The organism is Sediminibacterium sp. (genome assembly GCF_019264485.1).
Lineage (GTDB): Bacteria > Bacteroidota > Bacteroidia > Chitinophagales > Chitinophagaceae > Sediminibacterium.
The window spans coordinates 87,639-111,275 of record NZ_JAHVAA010000007.1 but is presented as its reverse complement, the minus strand read 5'-3'; the positions used below and the strand labels follow the sequence as shown (position 1 = coordinate 111,275).

General features: G+C 40.1%; 20 protein-coding genes. 1 reads left to right on the top strand and 19 read right to left on the bottom strand.

The annotated features are described in order from the left end of the window. Nucleotides 1–25: 25 nt before the first annotated feature. The 6 genes from KXJ59_RS04930 to KXJ59_RS04905 all read right to left on the bottom strand — a co-directional run bounded on the left by KXJ59_RS04930 (nucleotide 26) and on the right by KXJ59_RS04905 (nucleotide 4,202). Nucleotides 26–685, bottom strand: coding sequence for an HAD family phosphatase (locus tag KXJ59_RS04930; RefSeq protein ID WP_295201799.1), 660 nt, complete (start codon nucleotides 683–685; stop codon nucleotides 26–28). A gap of 83 nt (nucleotides 686–768) precedes the next feature. After that, nucleotides 769–1,821 carry a hypothetical protein gene (locus KXJ59_RS04925; protein ID WP_295201796.1) on the bottom strand — a complete coding sequence of 351 codons (1,053 nt, stop codon included), beginning with the start codon at nucleotides 1,819–1,821 and terminating at the stop codon, nucleotides 769–771. A gap of 9 nt (nucleotides 1,822–1,830) precedes the next feature. Then, a complete protein-coding gene (locus KXJ59_RS04920; protein ID WP_295201794.1) occupies nucleotides 1,831–2,559 on the bottom strand; it encodes an NRDE family protein in 729 nt (242 codons plus the stop codon). After that, on the bottom strand, nucleotides 2,547–3,047 hold the full coding sequence (locus tag KXJ59_RS04915; RefSeq protein ID WP_295201792.1) for a hypothetical protein: 501 nt from the start codon (nucleotides 3,045–3,047) through the stop codon (nucleotides 2,547–2,549). Before KXJ59_RS04915 ends, KXJ59_RS04920 begins: the two co-directional genes overlap by 13 nt. A 261-nt stretch (nucleotides 3,048–3,308) precedes the next feature. Then, nucleotides 3,309–3,719 carry a DoxX family protein gene (locus KXJ59_RS04910; RefSeq protein WP_295201791.1) on the bottom strand — a complete coding sequence of 137 codons (411 nt, stop codon included), beginning with the start codon at nucleotides 3,717–3,719 and terminating at the stop codon, nucleotides 3,309–3,311. Between the two features lie 15 nt (nucleotides 3,720–3,734). Further along, on the bottom strand, nucleotides 3,735–4,202 hold the full coding sequence (locus tag KXJ59_RS04905; RefSeq protein WP_295201789.1) for a YHS domain-containing (seleno)protein: 468 nt from the start codon (nucleotides 4,200–4,202) through the stop codon (nucleotides 3,735–3,737). A 228-nt stretch (nucleotides 4,203–4,430) separates the two neighbouring features. Here KXJ59_RS04905 and KXJ59_RS04900 point away from each other — a divergent pair, with 228 nt between their 5' ends. Next, the gene (locus KXJ59_RS04900) at nucleotides 4,431–6,473 is read left to right on the top strand and encodes an ATP-binding protein (protein ID WP_295201788.1); all 2,043 of its coding nucleotides are present in this window, start codon (nucleotides 4,431–4,433) and stop codon (nucleotides 6,471–6,473) included. 3 nt (nucleotides 6,474–6,476) lie between these two features. On the opposite strand, the gene thrC is transcribed toward KXJ59_RS04900, so the two are convergent. The 13 genes from thrC to KXJ59_RS04835 form a co-directional block, all read right to left on the bottom strand. Next, complete coding sequence (gene thrC, locus KXJ59_RS04895; protein ID WP_295201786.1) at nucleotides 6,477–7,769, bottom strand: threonine synthase; 1,293 nt, start codon at nucleotides 7,767–7,769, stop codon at nucleotides 6,477–6,479. Nucleotides 7,770–7,779: 10 nt separating this feature from the next. Then, nucleotides 7,780–8,712, bottom strand: a complete 933-nt coding sequence (locus KXJ59_RS04890) for a homoserine kinase (RefSeq protein ID WP_295201783.1) — start codon at nucleotides 8,710–8,712, stop codon at nucleotides 7,780–7,782. 5 nt (nucleotides 8,713–8,717) lie between these two features. Then, the gene (gene thrA / locus KXJ59_RS04885) at nucleotides 8,718–11,162 is read right to left on the bottom strand and encodes a bifunctional aspartate kinase/homoserine dehydrogenase I (protein WP_295201780.1); all 2,445 of its coding nucleotides are present in this window, start codon (nucleotides 11,160–11,162) and stop codon (nucleotides 8,718–8,720) included. 212 nt (nucleotides 11,163–11,374) lie between these two features. Further along, the gene (gene ilvA, locus KXJ59_RS04880; RefSeq protein WP_295201779.1) at nucleotides 11,375–12,625 is read right to left on the bottom strand and encodes a threonine ammonia-lyase; all 1,251 of its coding nucleotides are present in this window, start codon (nucleotides 12,623–12,625) and stop codon (nucleotides 11,375–11,377) included. A 54-nt stretch (nucleotides 12,626–12,679) separates the two neighbouring features. Next, a complete protein-coding gene (gene ilvC, locus KXJ59_RS04875) occupies nucleotides 12,680–13,750 on the bottom strand; it encodes a ketol-acid reductoisomerase (RefSeq protein ID WP_295201777.1) in 1,071 nt (356 codons plus the stop codon). A 30-nt stretch (nucleotides 13,751–13,780) separates the two neighbouring features. Beyond that, a complete protein-coding gene (gene ilvN / locus KXJ59_RS04870; RefSeq protein WP_295201774.1) occupies nucleotides 13,781–14,371 on the bottom strand; it encodes an acetolactate synthase small subunit in 591 nt (196 codons plus the stop codon). Between the two features lie 4 nt (nucleotides 14,372–14,375). Then, nucleotides 14,376–16,112, bottom strand: a complete 1,737-nt coding sequence (ilvB, locus tag KXJ59_RS04865) for a biosynthetic-type acetolactate synthase large subunit (protein WP_295201771.1) — start codon at nucleotides 16,110–16,112, stop codon at nucleotides 14,376–14,378. Nucleotides 16,113–16,137: 25 nt separating this feature from the next. Beyond that, nucleotides 16,138–17,820 carry a dihydroxy-acid dehydratase gene (gene ilvD / locus KXJ59_RS04860; protein WP_295201769.1) on the bottom strand — a complete coding sequence of 561 codons (1,683 nt, stop codon included), beginning with the start codon at nucleotides 17,818–17,820 and terminating at the stop codon, nucleotides 16,138–16,140. Between the two features lie 42 nt (nucleotides 17,821–17,862). Then, nucleotides 17,863–18,756, bottom strand: coding sequence for a branched-chain amino acid transaminase (locus tag KXJ59_RS04855; RefSeq protein ID WP_295201767.1), 894 nt, complete (start codon nucleotides 18,754–18,756; stop codon nucleotides 17,863–17,865). A 374-nt stretch (nucleotides 18,757–19,130) separates the two neighbouring features. Next, a complete protein-coding gene (leuB, locus tag KXJ59_RS04850; protein ID WP_295201764.1) occupies nucleotides 19,131–20,243 on the bottom strand; it encodes a 3-isopropylmalate dehydrogenase in 1,113 nt (370 codons plus the stop codon). A gap of 9 nt (nucleotides 20,244–20,252) precedes the next feature. Further along, nucleotides 20,253–20,837, bottom strand: coding sequence for a 3-isopropylmalate dehydratase small subunit (leuD, locus tag KXJ59_RS04845; protein ID WP_295201761.1), 585 nt, complete (start codon nucleotides 20,835–20,837; stop codon nucleotides 20,253–20,255). 71 nt (nucleotides 20,838–20,908) lie between these two features. Beyond that, a complete protein-coding gene (gene leuC / locus KXJ59_RS04840) occupies nucleotides 20,909–22,309 on the bottom strand; it encodes a 3-isopropylmalate dehydratase large subunit (protein WP_295201759.1) in 1,401 nt (466 codons plus the stop codon). A gap of 73 nt (nucleotides 22,310–22,382) precedes the next feature. Then, the gene (locus tag KXJ59_RS04835) at nucleotides 22,383–23,585 is read right to left on the bottom strand and encodes a 2-isopropylmalate synthase (protein WP_295201754.1); all 1,203 of its coding nucleotides are present in this window, start codon (nucleotides 23,583–23,585) and stop codon (nucleotides 22,383–22,385) included. Nucleotides 23,586–23,637 lie beyond the last annotated feature (52 nt).

Genomic DNA, 23,637 nt, shown 5'->3' with positions numbered 1-23,637 from the left:
ACGCAGGGTTAATAGTTGTTTAAAATTAATCCAGTAATGGAATTAATGTTGTGTAATCCTTTGCAAAAGTGATAATATTGGAGTATTCATTGAATTCTTCTGCGGTATGCATTGTGGTAAGTACAACGGCTTTCATACCTGCATTTTGTGCAGCTTCAACGCCTTTCGGAGCATCTTCAAATACAATACAGCTGGAAGGATTCAACCCTAACTCCATGGCCCCTTTTAAATAAGTTTCAGGATCAGGTTTACTGTCTTTAACATTTTCCGCACCAACTATCGAATCAAAATAATGCCTGATATTCAATCCATCCACAGCAAAATCAATATTAAACAAAATAGCTGCGGATCCTATTCCCATTTTAATTCCCTTCTGTTTTGCTTTCTCCAAAAATGTTTCCAGTCCGGGTAACCCCTTTAATTTCGGTTTATATAGTTCCTGGTATTTTTTTTCTTTTTCTACTGAAAGACGATTCATTTCTTCCATGGTAAAATGATCGGGGCCGAATATGCGGATGAGTAGTTCTGTATTTTTACCATACATATGTGAGGCCACCTCCTCCCAACTGAGGTTGGCTCCTAAATCTTTGGTTAAAATGTCGTACCAAACCTGTTTATGGTAATGCATATCATCTATCATTGTTCCATTCAGGTCGAAAAGAAAAGCTCCTGCTGTTTGTAACATATTCTTTCACTGATTTATGCGCGCAAATTAGTACATCAATTGAACTTGCCTGTTTTATTTATTGACCAATTCTTTGTAAAAATTCAAGAAATATTTTCAATCAGCTGACTATTGGCTTTCAGCATGGCCAGTCCTTCTTTCCTTGTCATATAGGGTACCCCATTACGGTGATTAATTTTGCTGATCCTGCACATAATGGACCAATGTCTGGTAATTTCTTTCCAGGCGAAAAAAACCGAATGTCGCGGATCGTATATATGTGTGGGCTCGCTACCAGAACCGTTCAGTTCAATGATTGAGAAATTCTTACCCTGTCGCAGTTCTTCTATATTATTATACCTTATATCCATTCTACCATAATAAAACCCATTAATTTGTTTGGCCAGCTGATCAATTGTATTATTTAACTCTTCATCGGCCAGGTATGTTACATCAATGAATTTGGCTCCGCGCGCATGATTACCATAGGGTACTAATAGTTTTCGTTCTCCTTTTGCCAAAACAAGCAATAGTTCATCGGGCATGGTTTTTCTGAGTACAGGTAGCTGAAGAATGAATCGTTGATTCTGTTGTAATAATTGCTCCACTGTTGATTTTCCGTCTCCTGTTACTCCAAGTAATTCTTTTCCTACGATACCTGATATCTGTCCTTTTTCTTCTCCGGGTATACGGTAATAAAAAATACCCAACTCATCTTCAAAGGGAATATATGCCTGTACCAAAAAATCAACTTTACTTTTTTGTGCATAGTGCAACAGGTCCTGATCATTTTCGATTTTTTGTACACTCATTCCTCTCATACCAATATCGGGTTTACCGATAGCCGGATATTGAATATCACTCAATTTCATTTGTTCAAGAATCAATAAAGGGTCTGTACCCGCCTTAAAAAAAAGTGTTGTGGGATAAGTGCCTTCCGGCAAAATATCATAGATTTCTTTTTTACTTTCCATCAAAAAACCACCATTACGAATACTTGGGTTAGCAGCGTTGATATAAAAAAAAGCCCTTGCTTTTAAACAAAGCCAGAACCAGTATGGATAAAGGGGCGCGTACAAAACAGCAAATGGCCAGTATTCCCAATGAAATATTTTAATAACCAGGGGATGATGGCTAAACTTTTTCAGGAAACTCATGGGTGAAAGTTATGCTACAGGCTGTTCCTGAACAAATACAAGCGTTGATTTGCTTTGTTCCATGTTAACGAGGTCTTCGTAATGCATGATAGCCTGCTGATGATCACACGCAATATTGGTTACACTTACAGTGAACATGGTATTATTTCTGTTCATGCGTATATCATTTTCGCTATCACCCTCCCCTCCAAACAAATGAAATGTAAGAACATCTGCTACCGTTGGTTGAGGATGCTTTTCCAGCCAGTTTTTAAACCATTGTTCTCTTTTGTGAATGGTTTCAGAAGTATAGAGTGTAACAGACGACCAGATATGTGGTTGAGTAGCATCCATTTCACGGGTATATTTCTCTTCTCCGCTCCACCTGCACTCATATAATTTACCTTCCTCCCAGATTACCAGTGTAAAAGGTTCAATTCCCAAAAGATTAATTCTTTTAAATGCAGGCAATGCTTTTGTTTCAGACAATACATCGAGGAATATCAGACCCCTGCTTTTCCGGTATTCCGCTGCGGGTTCGTGCTTAATAAAGCCGCCATTCAGTAATATCATTATTGTACCGGAGTCGGAAGCACCTATCCAGGTACCACCAGCCTGTGCATCTTTTGGAAACAGGAGCTTTGTTTTATCAAATACAGTAACAGCAGGCGGGATTGCTTTTTTGCGAATACCTTTTTCATCCCGGTTTGAAGTAAGTAATACCTTATTGCCGAGTGGAATAAATGTTACTGTGCACATGATTCCCTGTGTTTAATGGTAGATGTAGCCACTCCGAAACCTTCGGGTAGTATGATATCGGAAAGCTCTGTTACACCTACACGAATCAATGCCATATGATGAACTGTATGTTCCAGGTTATATACCACTTCACGGTAATAGTTACTTTCCACACTTACTGTTTCATTCGATACATCATCATAACTCAGTTCAAGTTGCAATTTTTTATCTGCCCTCAGGAGATTATTACTCACCTGGTGCAATAAACGGATAGCAAGATCCTTATCTGTTTCTATCTGCTTATCACGTTTTCTTTTTTCATAATTCACCAAGCCTGTTTCATACCCGCTTTCAAGACATTGGAAAAGTTCAACAATATGGCGTACATGCTGGCCGATAGTTGCATTAAACAACGACTTACTGGATGCCGTATATTGTTCAGGCGTTAATTTATCCAGTGTTTCATGTAACTGAACAAATACATTTCGAATAGCTTGGGCAATTTGCATATAAACGGATTCTATACTTTTATAGGAAGTGTGGCCAGTCTCAATTTTTTAAATTAACTACCGTATTTTTTACTTACGTGTCATTTAGTTTCCGGGTTTTTTGCCCGGATAAACAAGCCGCTTCTTAAAGTGAAAATAATGCTCTTTTGTCAAATCGCTATATTTCGCCTTTTTCTCAATATCCACAGTAGTTTTCACCGACAGAAAAAACAAACTGACCGATTCGTTTATGGGGTTTACAAGACTTGGTGCCTATTGGATTTAGGGTAGCCTTTTTTTAAGCAATTTGCTTAAAAAACCTAAAACCTGATTCCTGTTTAGCCAGAGCAAAATAAGTGCCGATATCCACACAGTCAATGCGTAGATAAACAATAAACCCTTATCGTTTTTTACCTCAATACCCAATACGAGTAGGTGCGACACAATGGCTCCACTCATAATACCAATTGCCAGAAAAGCACCTATAGAAGTAGTGGGCTTATATAATATTAACAGGGCAGCTATTAATTCTGCTATACCTGTTGCATACCTTCCCCAGGGTTCCATATTCATTTGTGTAAAAATGTATACAGATTCTTCTGAGCCTGAGAATTTAAAATACAGTGTTTGCAGCATAATGATTGCCGCTATAATTCTTAAGGTCCAGTGAAAAATAGTTTGTATCTGTATCATAATTTTTATTTGAAATTATTGGATGATTTTTTTCCATGACTGATCGGCTTTCTGCTTTAATACAGTCTCATTTTTATTCCAGTCCTGCAATGTGTTGTTAAAAAACCTGTTATAAAAGAGATAGAGTTTATTATCGATGATCTTAAAAGTTTCCGGATCAATACTTACTTTCTCACCTTTGGCACCCATGGCATAGGCACACCATCCTCCATATTGAGGTTCATAAGATAAAGGCGATTTCAAAAAAAGATCTTTATTCGCTGGTGAAGAAAAATAATAAGTGAGTCCCTGATGAGTTACCGTCAGCTCTTTCTTACCTTTCATAGGTTTCTTTTCTGTGAAATAAGTTACAGGATCATAACCCTGTATAGCCAGTCCTTTATCTGAAAGATTAAAATGTTTTTTCCTGTCTGCCAAATCCTGTGCGTCAGAAAAACTGACAATCTGCAAGCTTAAAAAGAGTAATAAGAGTTGAATTTTCATTGTTTGGTTTGTTTCTTAAAGAATAGGCTGTCTTTATTCAGCAGCTTTCACAAACGGTATGACGCATACTAATAGATATCCTTACAAGTACTTGGGTCACTAATATCAGTAAACTACTGCCTGGTTTTCATAAGTAAGGTTCAACTGGCATAGGATTCATATTTAAACTTCTTATTCTACATTTATTTTTTTAACTTTAAAACTACCTTAACAACCTTTATCCATTTCATGAAACAGGGTATAAATAAGAAGTATATCAAACTATCTGCAATTTTTTTGATTGTACTTGGAATTATTGTACTGACAGGATGGCTTCTTAAAATACAGGTACTCACCAGTATTATACCCTCATATGTAAGCATGAAATTTAATACTGCTATATTGTTTGTGCTCACTGGCATAAGCTTGTATACAATAGCTTCAGAAAAATGGAAATGGCTGCAATTGGCATTTAGTTTAGTATTAATAGTTACAGGACTTTGTACTTTTTTACAGCCAATTGCTGGTTTTACTGCAGGCATTGATCAGTTTTTTGTGCCAGATCATTTTGCACTGAAAGATGGTTCATTTTCTCCTGGCAGGATGGCACAAGGAACGGCCCTTTCATTTTTTTTTATAGGAACAGCTTTTCTGTTTATCAATGCAAACAATACTGCTTTAAGAATATTTGCGCAATATTTATTACATATTGTTTCGCTGATTGCATTTCTTGCTATTACCGGGTATCTTTTGGATGTTCCTATTTTTTACAAGTTGTCTGCCATGGGCTCAATGGCCATTCATACAGCTATTGCTTTCATGGTGAGTTCTGTTGCAGCCTCATTCCGGAATCACCGCTTAGGCATTACTGGTTTATTAACAGGTGATGGTGTAGGAAGTACAATGGCAAGGCGGTTGTTTCCTACACTTACCATTGCGGTACTGTTATTAAGCCTTATTCGTATTTATTTACACCGGGAAGGATTAATCAGTGTTGAATTTGGTATTGCGCTATTCGCCACATCATTCACGCTTGTCGGGTTATTTCTTATATCTATGACCGCCCGGCAACTGAACCGGATTAACAATAAGAAAAATATTGCTGAAGACCAGTTACTCAGCTTGAATAAAAACCTGGAAAGAATAGTAGAGCAAAGAACCAATGAGTTGAACGAATCGGTTAAAGCCTTACAGGAAAGCAGGAACGAGCTTTGGAAAAACGAACAACTCTTAAAAGGTATTGTCAATAATACTTCAGCTGCTATTTTTGTAAAAGACATCAGTGGAAAATATCTTTTGGTAAACAAACGTTTTGCTGTCGATTTCGATCTCGATGTAAATGATGTTGTAGGAAAAACAGCTTTTGATCTTTTTTCCGAAGAAATAGCCGCAAAACTGGTAAGTAACGAATCTGCTATTATCGCTTCAAAAGAAGCCAATACCGCAGAAATGACTGCTTTTGTAAAGGGAACTTACAAAACAATGCTCACCAACAAATTTCCTTTACTTGATGAAAAAAACAACGTATTTGCCATCTGCGGAGTAGCGACTGATTTTACCGAAATGAAAAAATCAAGAACAGAACAGGAAATACTATCACTGCAACTACAGCAAAAAAACCAGCAACTACTCAACTTTGCACATATCACTTCTCATAATTTACGATCTCCGGTAAGTAATCTGAACTCTTTATTATGGTTGTATAAAGAAAGTCAGACGGAAGAAGAGAAAGCGCTGTTGTTCGAAAAATTTGAAACAGTTATACATAACCTGTCTGAGACGCTTAACGAGTTGGTGGATGCACTAAAAATACAGGAGGATACCGGCAAAAAAAGAGAGTCTTTGTTATTTGAAGATATTTTCAAAAAAGTAAAGGACAGCATGATTGGGAAGATCATGGAAACGGAAGCTGTGGTTAGTTTTAATTTCACCAAAGCTCCTGCTATCGAGTATCCCAGACTCTATCTTGAAAGTATTATGCAAAACCTGCTTTCCAATTCACTTAAATACAGATCCCCATTACGGACACCTGTCATTTTTGCTGAAACATTATTTGAAAATGGCGTGCTCATCCTGAAATTTAAAGACAATGGATTAGGTATCGACCTGAACAGGCATAGTGATAAATTATTTGGCCTGAATAAAACCTTTCATCGTCATGAAGAAGCGAAAGGCGTGGGTCTGTTCATTACAAAAACCCAGGTAGAAGCCATGGGTGGCTCTATTACAGCCGTTAGTGAAGTAGAAAAGGGCACTACTTTCATCATTTATTTCAACAAGAAAAATGCCTGAATCTTACCTGCTCAGCAACCATTCTTTTAATACTGAAAAAGAGGGACTTATGTTAATAGCCTGTTTTTGTAACTGAAACAGTGGCTGGATGACATCAGGTACCTGCGGCTCTTTACCGATTGCTTTTTTTACCGTATCAGGGAACTTAACCGGATGTGCTGTTTCAAGCATAATACCTTTTTGATCTGGTCCTGTACATTTCTCCAATGCGTGGTATGCAACAGCTCCATGAGGATCTAACAAATAACCATACTTATCATACACAGAGCTGATACAATCTATCGTTTCTGCATCGGTAACGGTTACACTTTGTAATATGTTTTTCACCGGCACACCCGCTATTTTAAACAACTCGATAATCCTGATTAAATTACTGGGATTACCCACATCCATAGCATTTGATACTGTAGAGATGGTTTCTTTTGGTGTATGTATTCCTGTTGTGAGAAAGGCTGAAATGGTATCATTAACATTACAGGCAGCAATAAAAGTTGGTATTGGCAGTCCTGAATATCTCGCCAGCAAGCCTGCACAAATATTTCCGAAATTGCCACTGGGGACCGATATAACGGGGAAATTTTCTTTGTCAGTCCATTGCTGTAAAGCAAAAAAATAATATAGCTGCTGTGGTAACCAGCGTGCCACATTAATAGAATTGGCCGAAGTAAGCTGGAGATATTGCTGTAAGTCGGCATCCATAAATGCGTCTTTTACCATTGCCTGGCAATCGTCGAAACTGCCTTTTACTTCCAGTGCAGTAATATTCTGACCACAGGTGGTTAACTGCAATTCCTGCACCTGACTCACTTTACCCGATGGATATAATATAATTACCTCTACTCCATCTACACCAAGAAAGCCATTGGCTACAGCACCACCTGTATCACCTGAAGTAGCCACAAGTACCGTTGTTTTTTTATCCTGGTTTCTAGAAAAATAACCCAGGCAGCGACTCATAAAACGTGCACCTACATCTTTGAATGCCAGCGTGGGTCCATGAAATAATTCGAGTGAATCAATTTGTTCATTTACCGGCACCAGTGGGAATGGAAAATTGATTGTTTCTGCCACGATCTTTTTTAGTGTGCCTGTATCAATGGTATTACCAATGTAGGGCTGCATGATTTCATACGCTACTTCTTCTTTGCTCATCTGCCCCATTTGCTCAAAAAATGATGCTGCTAATTTTGGTACCCGTTCAGGAAAATACAAACCTTTATCAGGCGCCTGTCCCCGAATAGTAGCTTCCCTGAAATCAACATCAGGCGATTGCCTGTTTAAACTATAGTAACGCATGCCTTTGTTTTTATTCTTCTATAATATCTACTCCCGATGAATGAATAGTAGTTACATAAGTATGATGTTCCAAACCCAGATGCTGGTAAATTTCTTTCATAACCTGCTCTACTGCAAACGCTGTTTTTTCATCTTTGCTCAACATAAAAATTGAGGGTCCTGAACCTGAAATTCCTCCACCCAGCGCTCCTGCTTCCCTGCTTTTTTCTTTCACTGCACTAAATCCCGGAATAAGAATACTTCTTACAGGTTCAATCAAAACGTCTTCCAGTGAGCGGCCTATCAAATCATAATCACTTTGTAATAAACCTGTAACCAGTCCTGCTATATTACCCCACTGTTTAATGGCGTCTTTGAGATAGACCTGTTTTTTAAGGATACTTCTTGCATCGGCAGTACGTACTTCTATTTGTGGATGAACAATGGTAACAAATAATGGTGGTGCGGTTAGTGCAACTATATCTAAAGGATGAATAGACCTGATGAGGGTTACGCCTCCATAAATACAGGGTGCAATATTATCGGCATGTTTTACGCCTGATGCCAGTTTTTCTCCGTTCATGGCAAAACGAACAAGGTCTTCTTTACTAAAAATGCCCTGCAGCAAAGTATTGGCGGCTACTACTGCACCTGCTGAGCTGGCTGCACTGGAGCCTACACCACTACCGGGTTTGATATGTTTATGAATGGTGAGTTCAAATCCAACAGGTATGGTTAGCTCCTCTAGCATGGCCAGTAACGCAGCTCCCGCTACATTTTTTTCCGGCTCAACAGGAAGCTGATACTGATCTGTATTAATGATTGTAATACCGGGCTTATCCGTGAATCGTATCCACATTTCATCATAGGGTTCTTTTACGGCAAACCCGAGAATATCAAATCCACATACCATATTGGCTACAGTAGCCGGAGCATGTACTTTAATAATACTGTCTGTTTCCATATAAATTAAATTCTTGCTACACGTATAATATCTGCAAATACACCAGATGCAGTAACATCTGCACCCGCACCTGCACCTTTGATTACCAATGGCTGTTCCGGATAACGATCTGTATAAAACAGTACAAGGTTATCTTTTCCATACAAATGATAGAAGTCTGAACTGGGTTGTATATGTTCCAATCCAACTTCTGCTTTCCCATTTTCATAGGTAGCCACAAATTTCAGTTTCGCTCCTTCTGCCGATGCTTTTTCAAATAACGACCTGAAATGGGTTTCCTGTTTAGTCATTTCGGCATAGAAATCTTCTACCGACCCCTTAAAACAAGATTCGGGTAAGAAATACCTGTTTGTAATCTGAGCCATTTCCATTTTCTGCCCGGCTTCTCTGGCCAGGATCATGATTTTTCGCATTACATCGGTGCCTCCTAAATCCAGCCTCGGATCAGGTTCTGTATATCCTTCTGCCTGTGCCTGTCGCACAATTTCTGCAAAAGGTTTTGTCCCATCGTAATGATTGAAAACATAATTCAGTGTGCCTGACAGAACAGCTTTGATTTTATTTACCTGATCGCCACTACGCAACAAATCATTTAATGTACCGATTACCGGTAAACCAGCACCTACATTGGTTTCGAATAAGAAAAGTGAATTATACTCTCTTGCCAGAGATTTCAGTCGCTGGTAATTTACATAAGCAGACGAACAGGCTATTTTATTACAAGCTACTACTGAAATACTCTTTTCAAGTAGTTGCTCATATACTGTTGCAACTTCTTCATTGGCTGTAACATCTACAAACACACTGTTTCTAAGGTTTTTCTCCCTGATTTGTTGAACAAAATCTTTAATGCCGGAAGCGGGTGCCTGGGCCAGTAAGTTTTGCCACTGATCCAATTCTATACCCTGATCTGCCAGTAATGCTTTCTTACTGTTGGCTATTCCTACTACTCTTACCTGCAGGTTGAGTTGATCTTGCAAAAATTGTTGTTGTTGTTTTATTTGTGCCACTAATTTACCACCTACATTGCCAGCACCTGCAATAAACACGTTCAATTGCTTATAACTCGTTTCAAAAAAAACTTCATGCAGTACATTGATGGCTTTCCGTACATCTTTAGTGGCAATAACAGCTGAAATATTTTTTTCTGATGAGCCCTGCGCAATAGCTCTTATATTAATACCATTTCGTCCCAGGGCTCCAAACATTTTTCCACTTACGCCCGGGTGGCTCTTCATTTGCTCGCCCACCAGTGCAACTATTGCGAGGTTGGTTTCCACTGTTAACGGATCTACTTTACCTGTTTGTATCTCGTAACTGAATACCGCATCAACCGCACGTTTCGCCTTTAATGTATCCGCTTCATTAATACCTACACAAATAGAATGTTCGGATGAACTTTGGGTAATTAATATCACATTCACCTGTTCATTGGCCAGTGATTCAAATAAGCGTTTTGAAAATCCGGGTATACCCACCATTCCGCTTCCTTCCAAACTTAGCAAGCTGATACTGGTAATACTTGATATTCCTCTTATAAATCCGTCTGCATTGGGTGCATGATTTTCTATTACTGTTCCAACAGCTTGCGGCTCAAATGTATTTTTAATCCATACAGGTATTTTTTTAATCATTACGGGCTGTATGGTAGGAGGATAAATAATTTTAGCTCCAAAATGTGAGAGCTCCATTGCCTCCTGATATGAAATACGTTCAATTGGTTTTGCATTCGAAACCAGACGCGGGTCTGCTGTCATCATACCGCTTACATCTGTCCATATTTCCAACACCGAAGCATCCAGTGCGGCCGCATAAATAGCGCCGGTATAGTCCGATCCTCCCCTTCCCAGTGTGGTGGTATGTTCTGCCTGATTGGCTGCAATAAATCCGGGAATCACATAATATTTCGCTTCATTGGCTTTAAACCAGGAAACGATTCTCTCGTTGGTTACAAAAAAATCAACACCGGCATTGGAATGATTCGAGTTGGTAACGATCAGGTGTCTTGAGTCGACCCATAGTTGCTGCACACCTAAAGATTGAAGTTTTGCTGCAACAATCTGCGATGAAAGGAGTTCTCCATAACCAACAATTTTATCTTGCGTGCGAAGTGAAAGTTCTTTCAACAAGTAAACACCATCACAAATACCTTCTAAATCGTTGAACTGTTGTTTTACAAGGCTAAGCGTGGCACTCTGCTGTTGTATAGGCAATAAAACACGAACTGTTTCAAGGTGTTTCTGCTCCAATTCTTCCAGCAATGTTTTATATGTTTCATCTGCTGTTGCAGCGAAAGATGCAATTTTTAAAAGACTATCTGTAACACCACCCATTGCAGAAACCACTACTGCAATTTTTTCTGTAGTTGGCTGCTGCATAACAATATTGACTACTTTTTCAATATTCGCCGCGTTGGCTACCGAACTTCCGCCGAATTTGAGAACCTTCATAATATGATTTGATAATAAATGAGAAAATAAGACAACTGTCTCTCAGTGAAAACAGTCTGCTGACCCATGGTATGATATAGAATAATTAACCCCTTACAGGGTTGTAGTGGTGGTAATAATAGTAGCAGTAAACAGTTGAACTGTTTGTAGAGGAGTGATATTTGACTGCTGTTGTTTCATTACTCTATAAAGATAGTATACTTTTCGGATTTTTATACCAGGTAGCCAAAAAGATTATCCTGTTTACTAAGTTCAGTATAGTTGATTTGGTGTTTATTCAGGTTATCGATTAGTATTTCATAATCTTTTTTTGATTTCAGTTCAATACCAACCAGTGCAGGGCCTGTTTCTTTGTTGTGCTTTTGCATATATTCAAAGCGGGTGATGTCATCATTTGCTCCCAATACATCGTTCACAAATTGTTTCAGTGCACCCGGGCGCTGAGCAAAACGAATCAGGAAATAATGCTTAAGTCCCTCATACTGCAGTGATCGTTCTTTGATTTCCTGCATGCGGTCTATATCATTATTACTGCCACTCACAATACACACCACATTTTTTCCTTTAATCTCGCTGGCATAATCGTCGAGCGCTGCAATTGATAAAACTCCGGCTGGCTCAGCCACAATGGCGTCTTCATTATACATCCGTAAAATGGTTGAGCATACACGACCCTCGGGTACCAGTTTCATATCATCCAGTACATCTTTACAGATATCAAACGTAATATCGCCCACTCGTTTTACGGCTGCACCGTCTACAAAACGTTCAATCTGGTCTAATATAACAGGTTTGCCAGCTTTCAGCGCTTCTGTCATTGAAGGGGCCCCTTCAGGTTCTACACCTATAATTTTTGTTTTGGGTGAAAATGTTTTAAAGTAACTGCCTACACCTGCACTTAATCCACCACCACCAACGGGAACAAACAGGTAATCAATCTCAGACTGATCTTCCATAATCTCCATACCCACCGTTGCCTGTCCTTCAATAATTCGCAGGTCGTCAAAGGGTGGTATAAAAGTCATTTGGTGCTCCAATGTATATTGTTTGGCGGCTGCGGCACAATCATCAAACGTATCTCCTGTGAGCTTTACTTCAACAAAACCTTCTCCAAACATTTTAGTCTGGCTCACTTTCTGGTTTGGGGTAATGATGGGCATGAATACCACCCCTTTTATATTCAGTTTTTTACAGCTATACGCAAAACCCTGCGCATGATTGCCTGCACTCGCACATACCACACCATGCTGCAACTGATCTGTCCTTAAACTGCTCATCATATTATAAGCGCCACGTAACTTATATGAACGCACTACCTGCAAGTCCTCTCTTTTCAGGTAAACATTACAGTTATACCTACGCGATAATGCATCATTATACATCAATGGGGTTCGGTTTACCACATGCTGTAAACGATCTGCTGCTGCCTGAAAGTTGAGTATATGTGTTGTTGCTATGTTCATATCTGTTACTGTTGGCCCTCTCTTTTATGAGAGAGGGCCATATCATTTAAGTATTTATGCTTCCACAGCTTCGCTTACCTTCTGGTTTTCCGGGCGTAAACTTCTTACGGTTTTACCTGCCTGCCATAATTCGCTGTCGCGTAATTCTTTCAGCTCCTCTTCCAGTTTCTCACGATAGTCGGCTTTACTGTTACTTTCAATTGACTTAGCTGCTTCTTTACCGGCGGCTACACTTTCATATAATTCTGTAAATACAGGTAATGTGGCATCTCTGAATTTCTTCCACCAATCCAATGCACCACGTTGTGCCGTAGTTGAACAGTTCGCATACATCCAGTCCATTCCGTTTTCAGCTACCAGCGGCATAAGTGATTGTGTCAATTCTTCAACTGTTTCATTAAATGCTTCAGATGGCGAGTGTCCTTTTGCACGTAACACCTGAAATTGTGCTGCAAAAATGCCCTGTATGGCACCCATCAATGTGCCACGTTCTCCGGTAAGATCGCTGTACACTTCTTTTTTGAAATCTGTTTCAAACAGGTAACCGCTTCCAATTGCAATACCCAATGCCACTACCCGTTCAAAAGCACGACCGGTTGCATCCTGAAAAATAGCATAACTGCTGTTTAGTCCGCGACCCTGTAAAAACATGCGGCGTAATGATGTACCTGAACCTTTGGGAGCCACCAGGAACACATCTACATCGGCAGGTGGAACAATACCTGTTTGTTCTTTATAAGTTACACCGAAACCATGTGAGAAATACAATGCTTTTCCGGGCGTTAAATATTTTTGTACAGTAGGCCATAATTTAATTTGTGCCGCATCACTCAGCAGGTAACATATAATAGTGCCGCGTTCCAGTGCTTCTTCAATTTCAAATAATGATTCTCCGGGAACAAAACCATCACGAACGGCTTTATCCCAACTCTTGGAATTTTTTCTCTGCCCAACAATAACATTGATCCCGTTTTCTTTCTGATTCAATGCCTGTCCTGGTCCCTGAACACCATAACCAATAACAGCTACTGTTTCATTTTTCAGTACCTCTTGTGCTTTTGCAAGCGGAAATTCTTCGCGGGTAACTACATTTTCTTCTACGCCGCCAAAATTTAATTTTGCCATGATAATTGTTTTATAAGTTTTTGTTGATTGTTACATAGTAAATATTTCATCCTGTTGTCCCAGGTATTCATTTTCAATTACTTCATCACCAGGGTCCTTGGCTTCAAACTCTTTAATTTTTTCATGAAACCCTCTGCTTGCCTTAATAATAGCTACCCTTGCGCTTCTTACAAACTCAATAAGACCATGTGGTTCCAGCACAGCAATCAGTTTATTTGTTTCTTCGCGATGACCACTCGTTTCAAAAATGGTATAGTCTTTTCTTATCACAACAGCCCTGGCTCCGTACTCCCTCAGCAGTCTTTCTACTTTTACCTTTTCCGTTATTTCATCGGTAGAGACTTTATATAAGGCCAGCTCCTGCCAAACAATCTCATCATTGGTATTATAATAGGCCTTTAATACTTCCACCTGCTTCTCAATCTGTCTTACCAGTTTACGAACCACTTCTTCCAGTTCGTCAATAACAATGGTAAACCTGTGAATACCTTCTACTTCAGAAGGTGAAGTATTGAGGCTTTCAATATTGATTTTTCTTCTGGAGAAGATGATTGCAATACGATTCAGTAAACCAATATGGTTTTCTGTATAAACCGTGATTGTAAATTCCTGTTTACTCATACAATTATTTTAATCTTATTTCACTAACACTACAACCCTGTGGTACCATCGGAAATACGTTGTTTTCTTTTCCTACCATTACTTCCAGCAGGTAAGAACCATTATGCTGAAGCATGGTTTCAAGGGCCGGTTGTAATAAGGCCCTGTCTTTTACACTGTTTCCTTCAATACCATATCCTTTGGCAACCATTACATAATCGGGGCTCGCGATATCTACAAACGAATAGCGTTTATCGTGAAATAATTGCTGCCACTGACGTACCATACCAAGGAACTGGTTATTTAGAATCAATATTTTTACATTGATTCCTGTTTGCATAATGGTGCCTAATTCCTGAATAGTCATCTGAATGCCTCCGTCGCCAATAATGGCAACAACCGTTCGTTCGGGTGCCCCGAATTTGGCTCCAATGGCTGCGGGCAATGCGAAACCCATAGTGCCTAAACCACCTGATGTAACATTGCTCCTGGTTTGATTGAATTTGGCATAACGACAAGCCACCATCTGATGCTGTCCAACATCTGTTACAATAATGGCATCTCCATTGGTTAATTCATTCAGCACACGTAATACTTCACCCATTGTAAGCTGCTCTGTATCGGGATGCAGTTCATCAAAAATTACCTGTGTTTCTTCTTCCTGCTGAAAGTTTTTAAATTTTTCTACCCACTGCGGATAAACTTTTGACTGTATCAGCTTAGTCAGCAGGGGTAAAGTTTCTTTACAATCGCCCCATACACCTACAGTTGCTTTTACATTTTTATCTATCTCCGAAGGATCAATATCGAGATGAATTACTTTGGCCTGTTTGGCGTATTTATCAAGTCTACCGGTTACACGGTCGTCAAAACGCATCCCCACTGCTATCAATACATCACATTCATTGGTCATTACATTCGGACCATAATTACCATGCATACCCAACATACCCATATTCAATGGATGCTCGGTTGGTAATGCGCTTAACCCCAGTATGGTCCATGCTGCCGGGATACCTGATTTTTCAATAAAACATTTAAATTCTTTTTCTGCCTTACCCAGTATTACACCCTGACCAAAAACCACAAATGGTTTTTCGGCAGCGTTGATCAGTTTTGCGGCTTCTTCAATAAATTCATTACGTATTATGGGTTTGGGTCTATAACTTCTGATATGATCGCATTTACAATAACCCTGGTAGTCAAATTTCTGTAGCTGTGCATTTTTGGTAATATCAATTAATACCGGTCCGGGTCTTCCACTTCTTGCGATATAAAAAGCTTTGGCCAGTACTTCAGGAATTTCTATTGCATCTGTTACCTGGTAATTCCATTTGGTAACGGGTGCAGTAATATTGATAACATCTGTTTCCTGAAACGCATCAGTACCCAGCAAGTGAGCAAATACCTGACCTGTTATACATACCAACGGTGTGCTATCGATCTGTGCATCAGCCAACCCTGTTACAAGATTGGTAGCACCGGGACCGCTGGTAGCAAATACCACACCTACTTTACCCGATGAACGTGCATAGCCCTGTGCAGCATGTATGCCCCCTTGTTCATGACGAACAAGAATATGTTTTAACTGCTCATGATAATCGTACAAAGCATCATAAATAGGCATGATGGCTCCGCCGGGATATCCGAAAACGGTATCCACTTTTTCTGCAATCAATGCTTCCAGTACTGCCTGTGAGCCACTTAATTCAGTGCCTTGCTTTGGCTTTACCTCTTCTTTTGCAACTATCACTGCTTCCATCTTATTTCAGTTATAAATGATTTGATTATAATTCATCTGTTACACAGCCTTGCGATGCATCTTTTACCACCTGTGCGTATTTAAACAACACCCCTTTAGTAGCATTCAATGCAGGCCTTTTCCACTTCGCCCTTCTCCTGTCAATTTCTTCGCCTGCTACTTTAAGTGTCATTTTTTTTGTTGCCACATTCAGTTCAATTATATCCTCATCCTGTACCAGCGCAATCAATCCTCCATCATATGCTTCGGGTGTAATATGTCCAACCACAAATCCATGTGTACCTCCGCTAAATCTTCCGTCAGTAATCAGGGCAACCGATTTGCCGAGCCCCGCACCAATAATGGCAGATGTAGGTTTCAGCATTTCAGGCATACCTGGCCCACCTTTGGGGCCTACATAACGGATCACGACTACATCTCCTTTTTTTATTTTACCAGTATTGATGCCATCAATCAATGCATGTTCACCATCAAATACCCGCGCAGGTCCTTCAAACAATTCACCTTCTTTCCCGCTGATTTTTGCTACGCTTCCATTTTCGGCGAGGTTGCCGTAGAGTATTTGTAAATGACCAGTTGCTTTCACAGGATTTTCTAGCGGGAGGATAATCTGTTGCTGATTAAAATCAAGATCCGGCACCGATGAAAGATTCTCTGCCAGTGTTTTTCCGGTAACTGTTAAACAGTCACCATGCAGTAATCCTTTTTGTAACATGTATTTCATCACTGCGGGCAGACCTCCATATTGATGTAAGTCCTGCATCAGGTATTTGCCGCTTGGTTTAAAATCGGCAAGTACAGGTACCCTGTCGCTGATATGTTGAAAATCGTCTTGTGTCAGTAGTACATCTACTGCTTTAGCCATGGCAATCAAATGCAATACAGCATTGGTGCTTCCACCTAATACCATGATCACTGTAATTGCATTTTCAAATGCTTTTCTTGTCATGATATCTTTTGGCTTGATATCCAGTTCCAGTAAATGACGGATGGCTTTACCTGCATCCAGACATTCCTGCTTTTTTTCTTCGCTCAATGCGGGGTTAGAAGAGGAATAGGGTAAGCTCATCCCTAATGCCTCTATAGCGGAAGCCATTGTATTGGCCGTATACATACCGCCACAGGCTCCTGCACCCGGACATGAATGTTGTACAATACCTTTAAAATCTGCTTCCGATAAATTACCAGCTATTTTCTGGCCCAATGCTTCAAAAGCAGAAACAATATTCAAATCCTGTCCTTTATAATGACCTGGTGCAATGGTGCCGCCGTACACCATAATGGCCGGACGGTTAAGGCGTCCCATGGCAATAAGAGAGCCCGGCATATTTTTATCGCAACCCGGCAGGGCGATAATACCATCGTAATATTGTGCGCCGCAAACAGCTTCTATGGAATCTGCAATGATATCTCTGCTTACCAATGAATAGCGCATACCATCGGTACCATTACTCATGCCATCACTTACACCAATGGTGTTGAAAATAAGACCTACCAGCTCATTATCCCACACACCCTGTTTAACCAGTTTTGCAAGATCATTTAGGTGCATATTGCAAGTGTTTCCATCGTAACCCATGCTCACCACACCTACCTGTGCCTTTTTAAGATCCTCTTCTGTGAGGCCAATACCGTAAAACATGGCTTGTGCAGCAGGTTGTGTAACATCCTGTGTAATGGTTTTTGAATATTTATTTAGTTCTTTCATGATTCTTTTTTATTCCCGGATTAAAATCCGGGGCAAGGATTTTTAGGCTTCGATAGTTTCGCGTTTGTATGCTTTTTCCAATACGCTTGCTTTATATGCCTTTTGTAATATACTCCCTAGGCTATTTTCCCATGATTGTGTAAATGGAATATTGTCCATTGATTCCAATGCAACAACTTCGGCAGCAGTACCACAAAAGAAAGCACTATCGGCACCACGCATTTCTTCTGGTTTAAATTTTTTCTCTACAACAGGAATTTCCAGTGATTCACACAACCCCAATACTGTGGCTCTTGTTATTCCAGGGAGAATATTTCCGGTTGCCGGTGTGTACAACACGCCTTCTTTTTCGTAGAATATATTGGCGCCGGGGCCTTCTGCTACATTACCTTCGATGTCTAGTAACAATGCTTCATCATATCCATTATCTTTTGCTTCCTGACAAGCGAGAATGGAATTCACATAATGGCCCGATACTTTTGCATTGATCTTAAACCCGGTTGGATTAGGGCGACGATAAGATGAGGTCATAATACGCATCTGGTTACTGAGGTATCCATTGGTCCATTCCCATGCAGTAATAGCGAGATAACTTTCTTTTCCTTTTGATAATGACATATTGGGCGAACAGAGTATCACCGGTCTTATATATGCATCACTGAATCCATTGCGCTGCAATACTTCATAAGTCAAGTCAGTCAGTTCTTCAGTAGAAGTATTAAAAGGAATGCCCATTACTTCTGCCGAATAACGCAAACGATCATAGTGTTCCTTTGCTTTAAAAATGCGGGTTCCGTTTGCTGTATCATATGACCGGATGCCTTCAAACACTGCATACCCATAATGCAGCGACTGTCCATACAGGTCAATCTTTGCATCCGCTGCTTTCATGAATGCACCATTGAAATACACTACTGTTGACTCACCGTAATACATATTCTTTTTTTTGCTGTAAATAAAAAAGCCCCGCCTTTTTGGAGGCGGGGCTGTATGCTTAGTTTTTTCGTTACAATTACATAAGGGCTCCTCCTCCGTTCAGTGCAGGAATAATAATGACAACCACAATAATAATTGTGTTGATGCTGTTGACAATATTGTTACTGTTTTTGAACATAGAGTGGTGCTCGTTGATAACGAAGATAATCCCACCTCTCGAAAAAAACAAAGAACTTTTTGTATTTATTTTCAAATACCTGTTTTTATTACGAACAAGCGTTTGTTATTGCTGTACTCTAAAAGCCAAGTGCGGCGCATACTCCAGAGTATTTTGCCGCACTTGCAATTTTTAAACCCATCCTTATTTTGACGATCTATATGATCGTTGATTTATTCAGACTTGTATTTGTACCAATTTCTGTGTCGGTATTTCTTTCTATATGATCTGCAATCAGGTCACCAATAGCTGTTGTGGAATAGTTGTTGATTGGGTCTATATCTTTTGATACAAATCCGTTAAGGAGGGTCCATTCAACTGCTTTACGAACAGCCACCGCTTCCTGCTGTAACCCAAAATGATCGAGTAACATAGCTGCAGAAAGTATTGATCCCAATGGGTTGGCTATATCTTTTCCTGCTGCCTGTGGATATGACCCATGTATGGGTTCAAATAAAGCAACCGTATTACCAACAGATGCTGATGGTAATAATCCTAACGAACCACTCAACACACTGGCCTCATCACTGATAATATCGCCAAACATATTTTCAGTTAATACTACATCAAACTGGGCGGGGTTGAGGATAATCTGCATAGCTGCATTATCAACAAACATATAATCAACACTAACATCCGGGTAATTACTACTCAATTGCTGAACCACTTTACGCCAGAGTCTTGAAGTTTCCAGTACATTGGCCTTATCAACCAGTGTAAGTTTCTTTTTTCTTTTCTGTGCATATTGAAATGCAAGATGTGAGATACGTTCAATTTCTTCTGTCGAATAAGTGCATTCATCTATAGCTATTGTTCCATCTGCCCGTAATTCTTTTTTTCCGAAATAAATACCGCCAGTGAGTTCACGAAAAATTACAAAATCAACATTCTCCAGTTGTTTGGCTTTCAGGGGCGACATATGTTGCAATGCCTTATAGGTATCAATGGGTCTGATATTGGCATAGAGCTGTAATACTTTTCTCAGCTTAAGCAAACCCTGTTCAGGCCGAACAGTTGCAGCGGGATTGTTATCATACTTAGGATCACCGATGGCTCCGAATAAAATAGCATCACTTTGTAAACAGGTATCAATAGTTGCATCTGGTAAAGGATTACCGGTTTGATCAATGGCAATAGCACCCATAACTGCATAGCGATAATCAAACTGATGGCCAAAACGTTTAGCCACTGCATCTAATACTTTTACGGATTGATTGGTGACTTCCGGTCCAATTCCATCTCCGGGTATAACGGCAATCTTCTTATTCATAGCTCAGGTTTATGCGAGTTCTTTTTCAAATATTTCTATTTCCTGTTTCATGCTGATCAGGTAATCAATATCATCATACCCATTCAGTAAACAGGTTTTTTTATAACTGTTTATTTCAAATGATTCCTGTTGCCCGGTAGCATCAATAGTGATGGTTTGTGCAGCCAGATCGATTGTTATTGTTGTAGTGTTAGGCTGTGCGAAAATCTGTTGCAGAAAAGATTCACTTACTGTCACCGGTAACAATCCATTGTTCAATGCATTGTTTTTAAAGATGTCTGCAAAAAAACTCGACACTACAGCAGCAAATCCATAATCCTTAATGGCCCATGCAGCATGTTCACGTGAAGAGCCGCATCCGAAATTTTTTCCGGCTACCAATATTTCTCCACTGAATTCAGGCTTATTTAATATAAAGTCTGCTTTAGGCTGCTGTTCATCATCATTAGCATAACGCCAGTCGCGAAACAAATTTTTACCAAACCCATCTCTGGTCGTCGCTTTCAAAAAGCGCGCAGGAATAATCTGATCGGTATCAATGTTCTCCATTGTAACCGGAACAAACCTGCTTTGTATTGTTGTTACTTTATTCATGTTTCTTTGGGGCTGTGAACTACGAGCTATGAGCAAAATATGCTCGTGGCTCATAGCCCATAGCTCACAGCTTATATTAGTTCTCTTACATCTGTTACTACTCCTGTTATTGCTGCTGCTGCTGCTGTTAGCGGGCTGGCAAGCAATGTTCTCGCACCGGCTCCCTGTCTGCCTTCAAAATTTCGGTTACTGGTACTGATACAATATTCACCTGCAGGTATTTTGTCTTCATTCATACCCAGGCATGCACTGCAACCTGCCTGTCGTATTTCGAAACCTGCTTCCCGGAAAACCTTATCCAGTCCTTCTGCCTGCACCTGTTTCGATACCTGTTGTGAGCCGGGAACAATCATCACCTGTACCTGATCATGTTTTTTTCTTCCTTTAATCAGTGACGCCACCATTCGCAGGTCTTCGATCCTCGAATTGGTACAGCTTCCAATAAAAACATGTTGTACAGGCATACCCAGTAATGATTTGCCGCTTTCCAATCCCATGTATTGTAATGCTTTCATGATATTGTTGCGCTCGCCTTCATCAGGAATACTTTCTGCAACAGGAACGAGTCCGTTGATAGCAATACCCAAACCCGGGTTGGTTCCATAAGTTATCATGGGTTCAATAGCCGATGCATTAATATGAATTTCTTCATTAAATTTTGCCTCAGCATCACTGTATAATTCTTTCCAGTCTGCAATTTTCTTTTCCCATTGTTCTCCTGATGGCGCAAACTGCCTTCCTTTTATATAACTGAAAGTAATTTCATCGGGAGCTATCATACCACCACGGGCACCCATTTCAATACTCATATTACAAATGGTCATTCTTGCTTCCATCGAAAGTGATCGGATGGCCGAGCCTGCATACTCTACAAAATATCCCGTTGCGCCACTTGCAGATATTTTGGAGATGATATAAAGAATAATATCTTTCGATACCACTCCTTTATTCAGTTCTCCTTCAATATTAATGCGCATCAGTTTGGGGTTGCTCTGCATCAAACATTGTGATGCAAACACCATTTCCACTTCACTGGTGCCGATACCAAAAGCAATGGCTCCGAAAGCACCATGTGTTGATGTATGACTGTCGCCACAAACAATCGTCATACCCGGTTGTGTAATACCCAATTCAGGTCCGATTACATGTACAATACCCTGAAAAGGATGACCTAAACCATACAACTCAATATTGTGTTTCTTGCAATTTTCAATCAGTTGCTGTACCTGTAAACGCGATAATTCATCTTTAATAGGCAGATGCTGGTTCAGTGTAGGTACATTATGATCAGCCGTGGCTACAACCTGGTCAGGTCTGAAAACAGAAAGCCCCCGCTTTTCAATACCCTTGAATGCCTGGGGACTTGTTACTTCATGAATGAAATGTTTATCAATATACAATACCGACGGACCTCCGTCGATCTGTTTGACAACATGCTTGTCCCAAATTTTTTCAAATAATGTCTTTGCCATACTTCTTTAAAATTGCCTGGCATTTAAAAAATGCCAGGCTGAGAAAAACTAAAACTATGCTGATGAGAAAATCCTATGCCATTGCCGGCTCAGGTTTATAGGCCTGTGCCATTGCATGCAGATCGCTCTCCTCCACTTCTTTTTTTCTGTCTGCTACCTGTAAGAATGACTGATATAAAACGTCGATATCATTCCTGTTATATTGGTAACCTAATTTCTGAAAACGATGTGCCAGTGCACTTCTTCCACTCCTTGCTGTTAATACAATCTTACTTCCTTCTGCACCTACTTCTTCCGGGTTAATGATCTCATAGGTTTGTGCATCTTTCAGGAAACCATCCTGGTGAATACCTGATGAATGTGAGAATGCATTGGCACCCACTATAGCTTTATTGGGTTGAACGGGCATCCGCATTATATCTGAAACCTCTCTGCTGATGGGATTTAACTGCTGAGTTTGCACCTGCGTGTAAAAACCCAGGTCTTTATGCTGTTGCAATACCATAACCACTTCCTCCAGTGAAGTATTGCCTGCTCTTTCTCCCAGTCCATTTACAGTACACTCTATTTGTCTTGCACCGTTTATTACACCTGCAATTGCATTGGCTGTTGCCAGACCAAGATCGTTATGACAATGACAGGAGATTACAGCTTTATCAATATTGGGTACATTATTTTTCAGGAAAGCGATTTTTTCACCATACTGATGTGGTAAACAATAACCTGTTGTATCTGGAATATTTACGACCGTAGCCCCGGCAGCAATAACTGCTTCAATAACCCTGGCCAGGTAAGTATTTTCTGTTCTGCCGGCATCTTCTGCATAAAATTCAACATCATCGGTAAAATTGCGGGCCCATTTTACAGCCTGTACAGCACGGCTGAGTATTTCATCCTGCGTAGCATTGAATTTGGCTTTAATATGGAAATCGGATGTGCCAATACCGGTATGGATACGTGGACGTTTGGCATATTTTAATGCCTGTGCCGCTACTTCAATATCTTTTTGCACGGCCCGGCTTAAACCGCATACGGTTGCATTCTTTACAGCTTTGGCTATTTGTTCCACCGATTCAAAATCGCCGGGTGAAGAAATGGGGAATCCGGCTTCTATGATATCCACACCCAGGGCCTCCAGTTTTAGTGCCAGTTCGAGCTTCTCCTTGGTATTGAGTTTACAACCGGGCACCTGCTCACCATCGCGTAATGTGGTATCGAAAATATAAACCTGCTGACCCATTTCGTCTTCGTTTTTATAATTGGGATAAAAAAGCAAGCTGAAGAATTTTGTTAATGATTGCCTGTATTAACAAATCAACAGCCTGCTT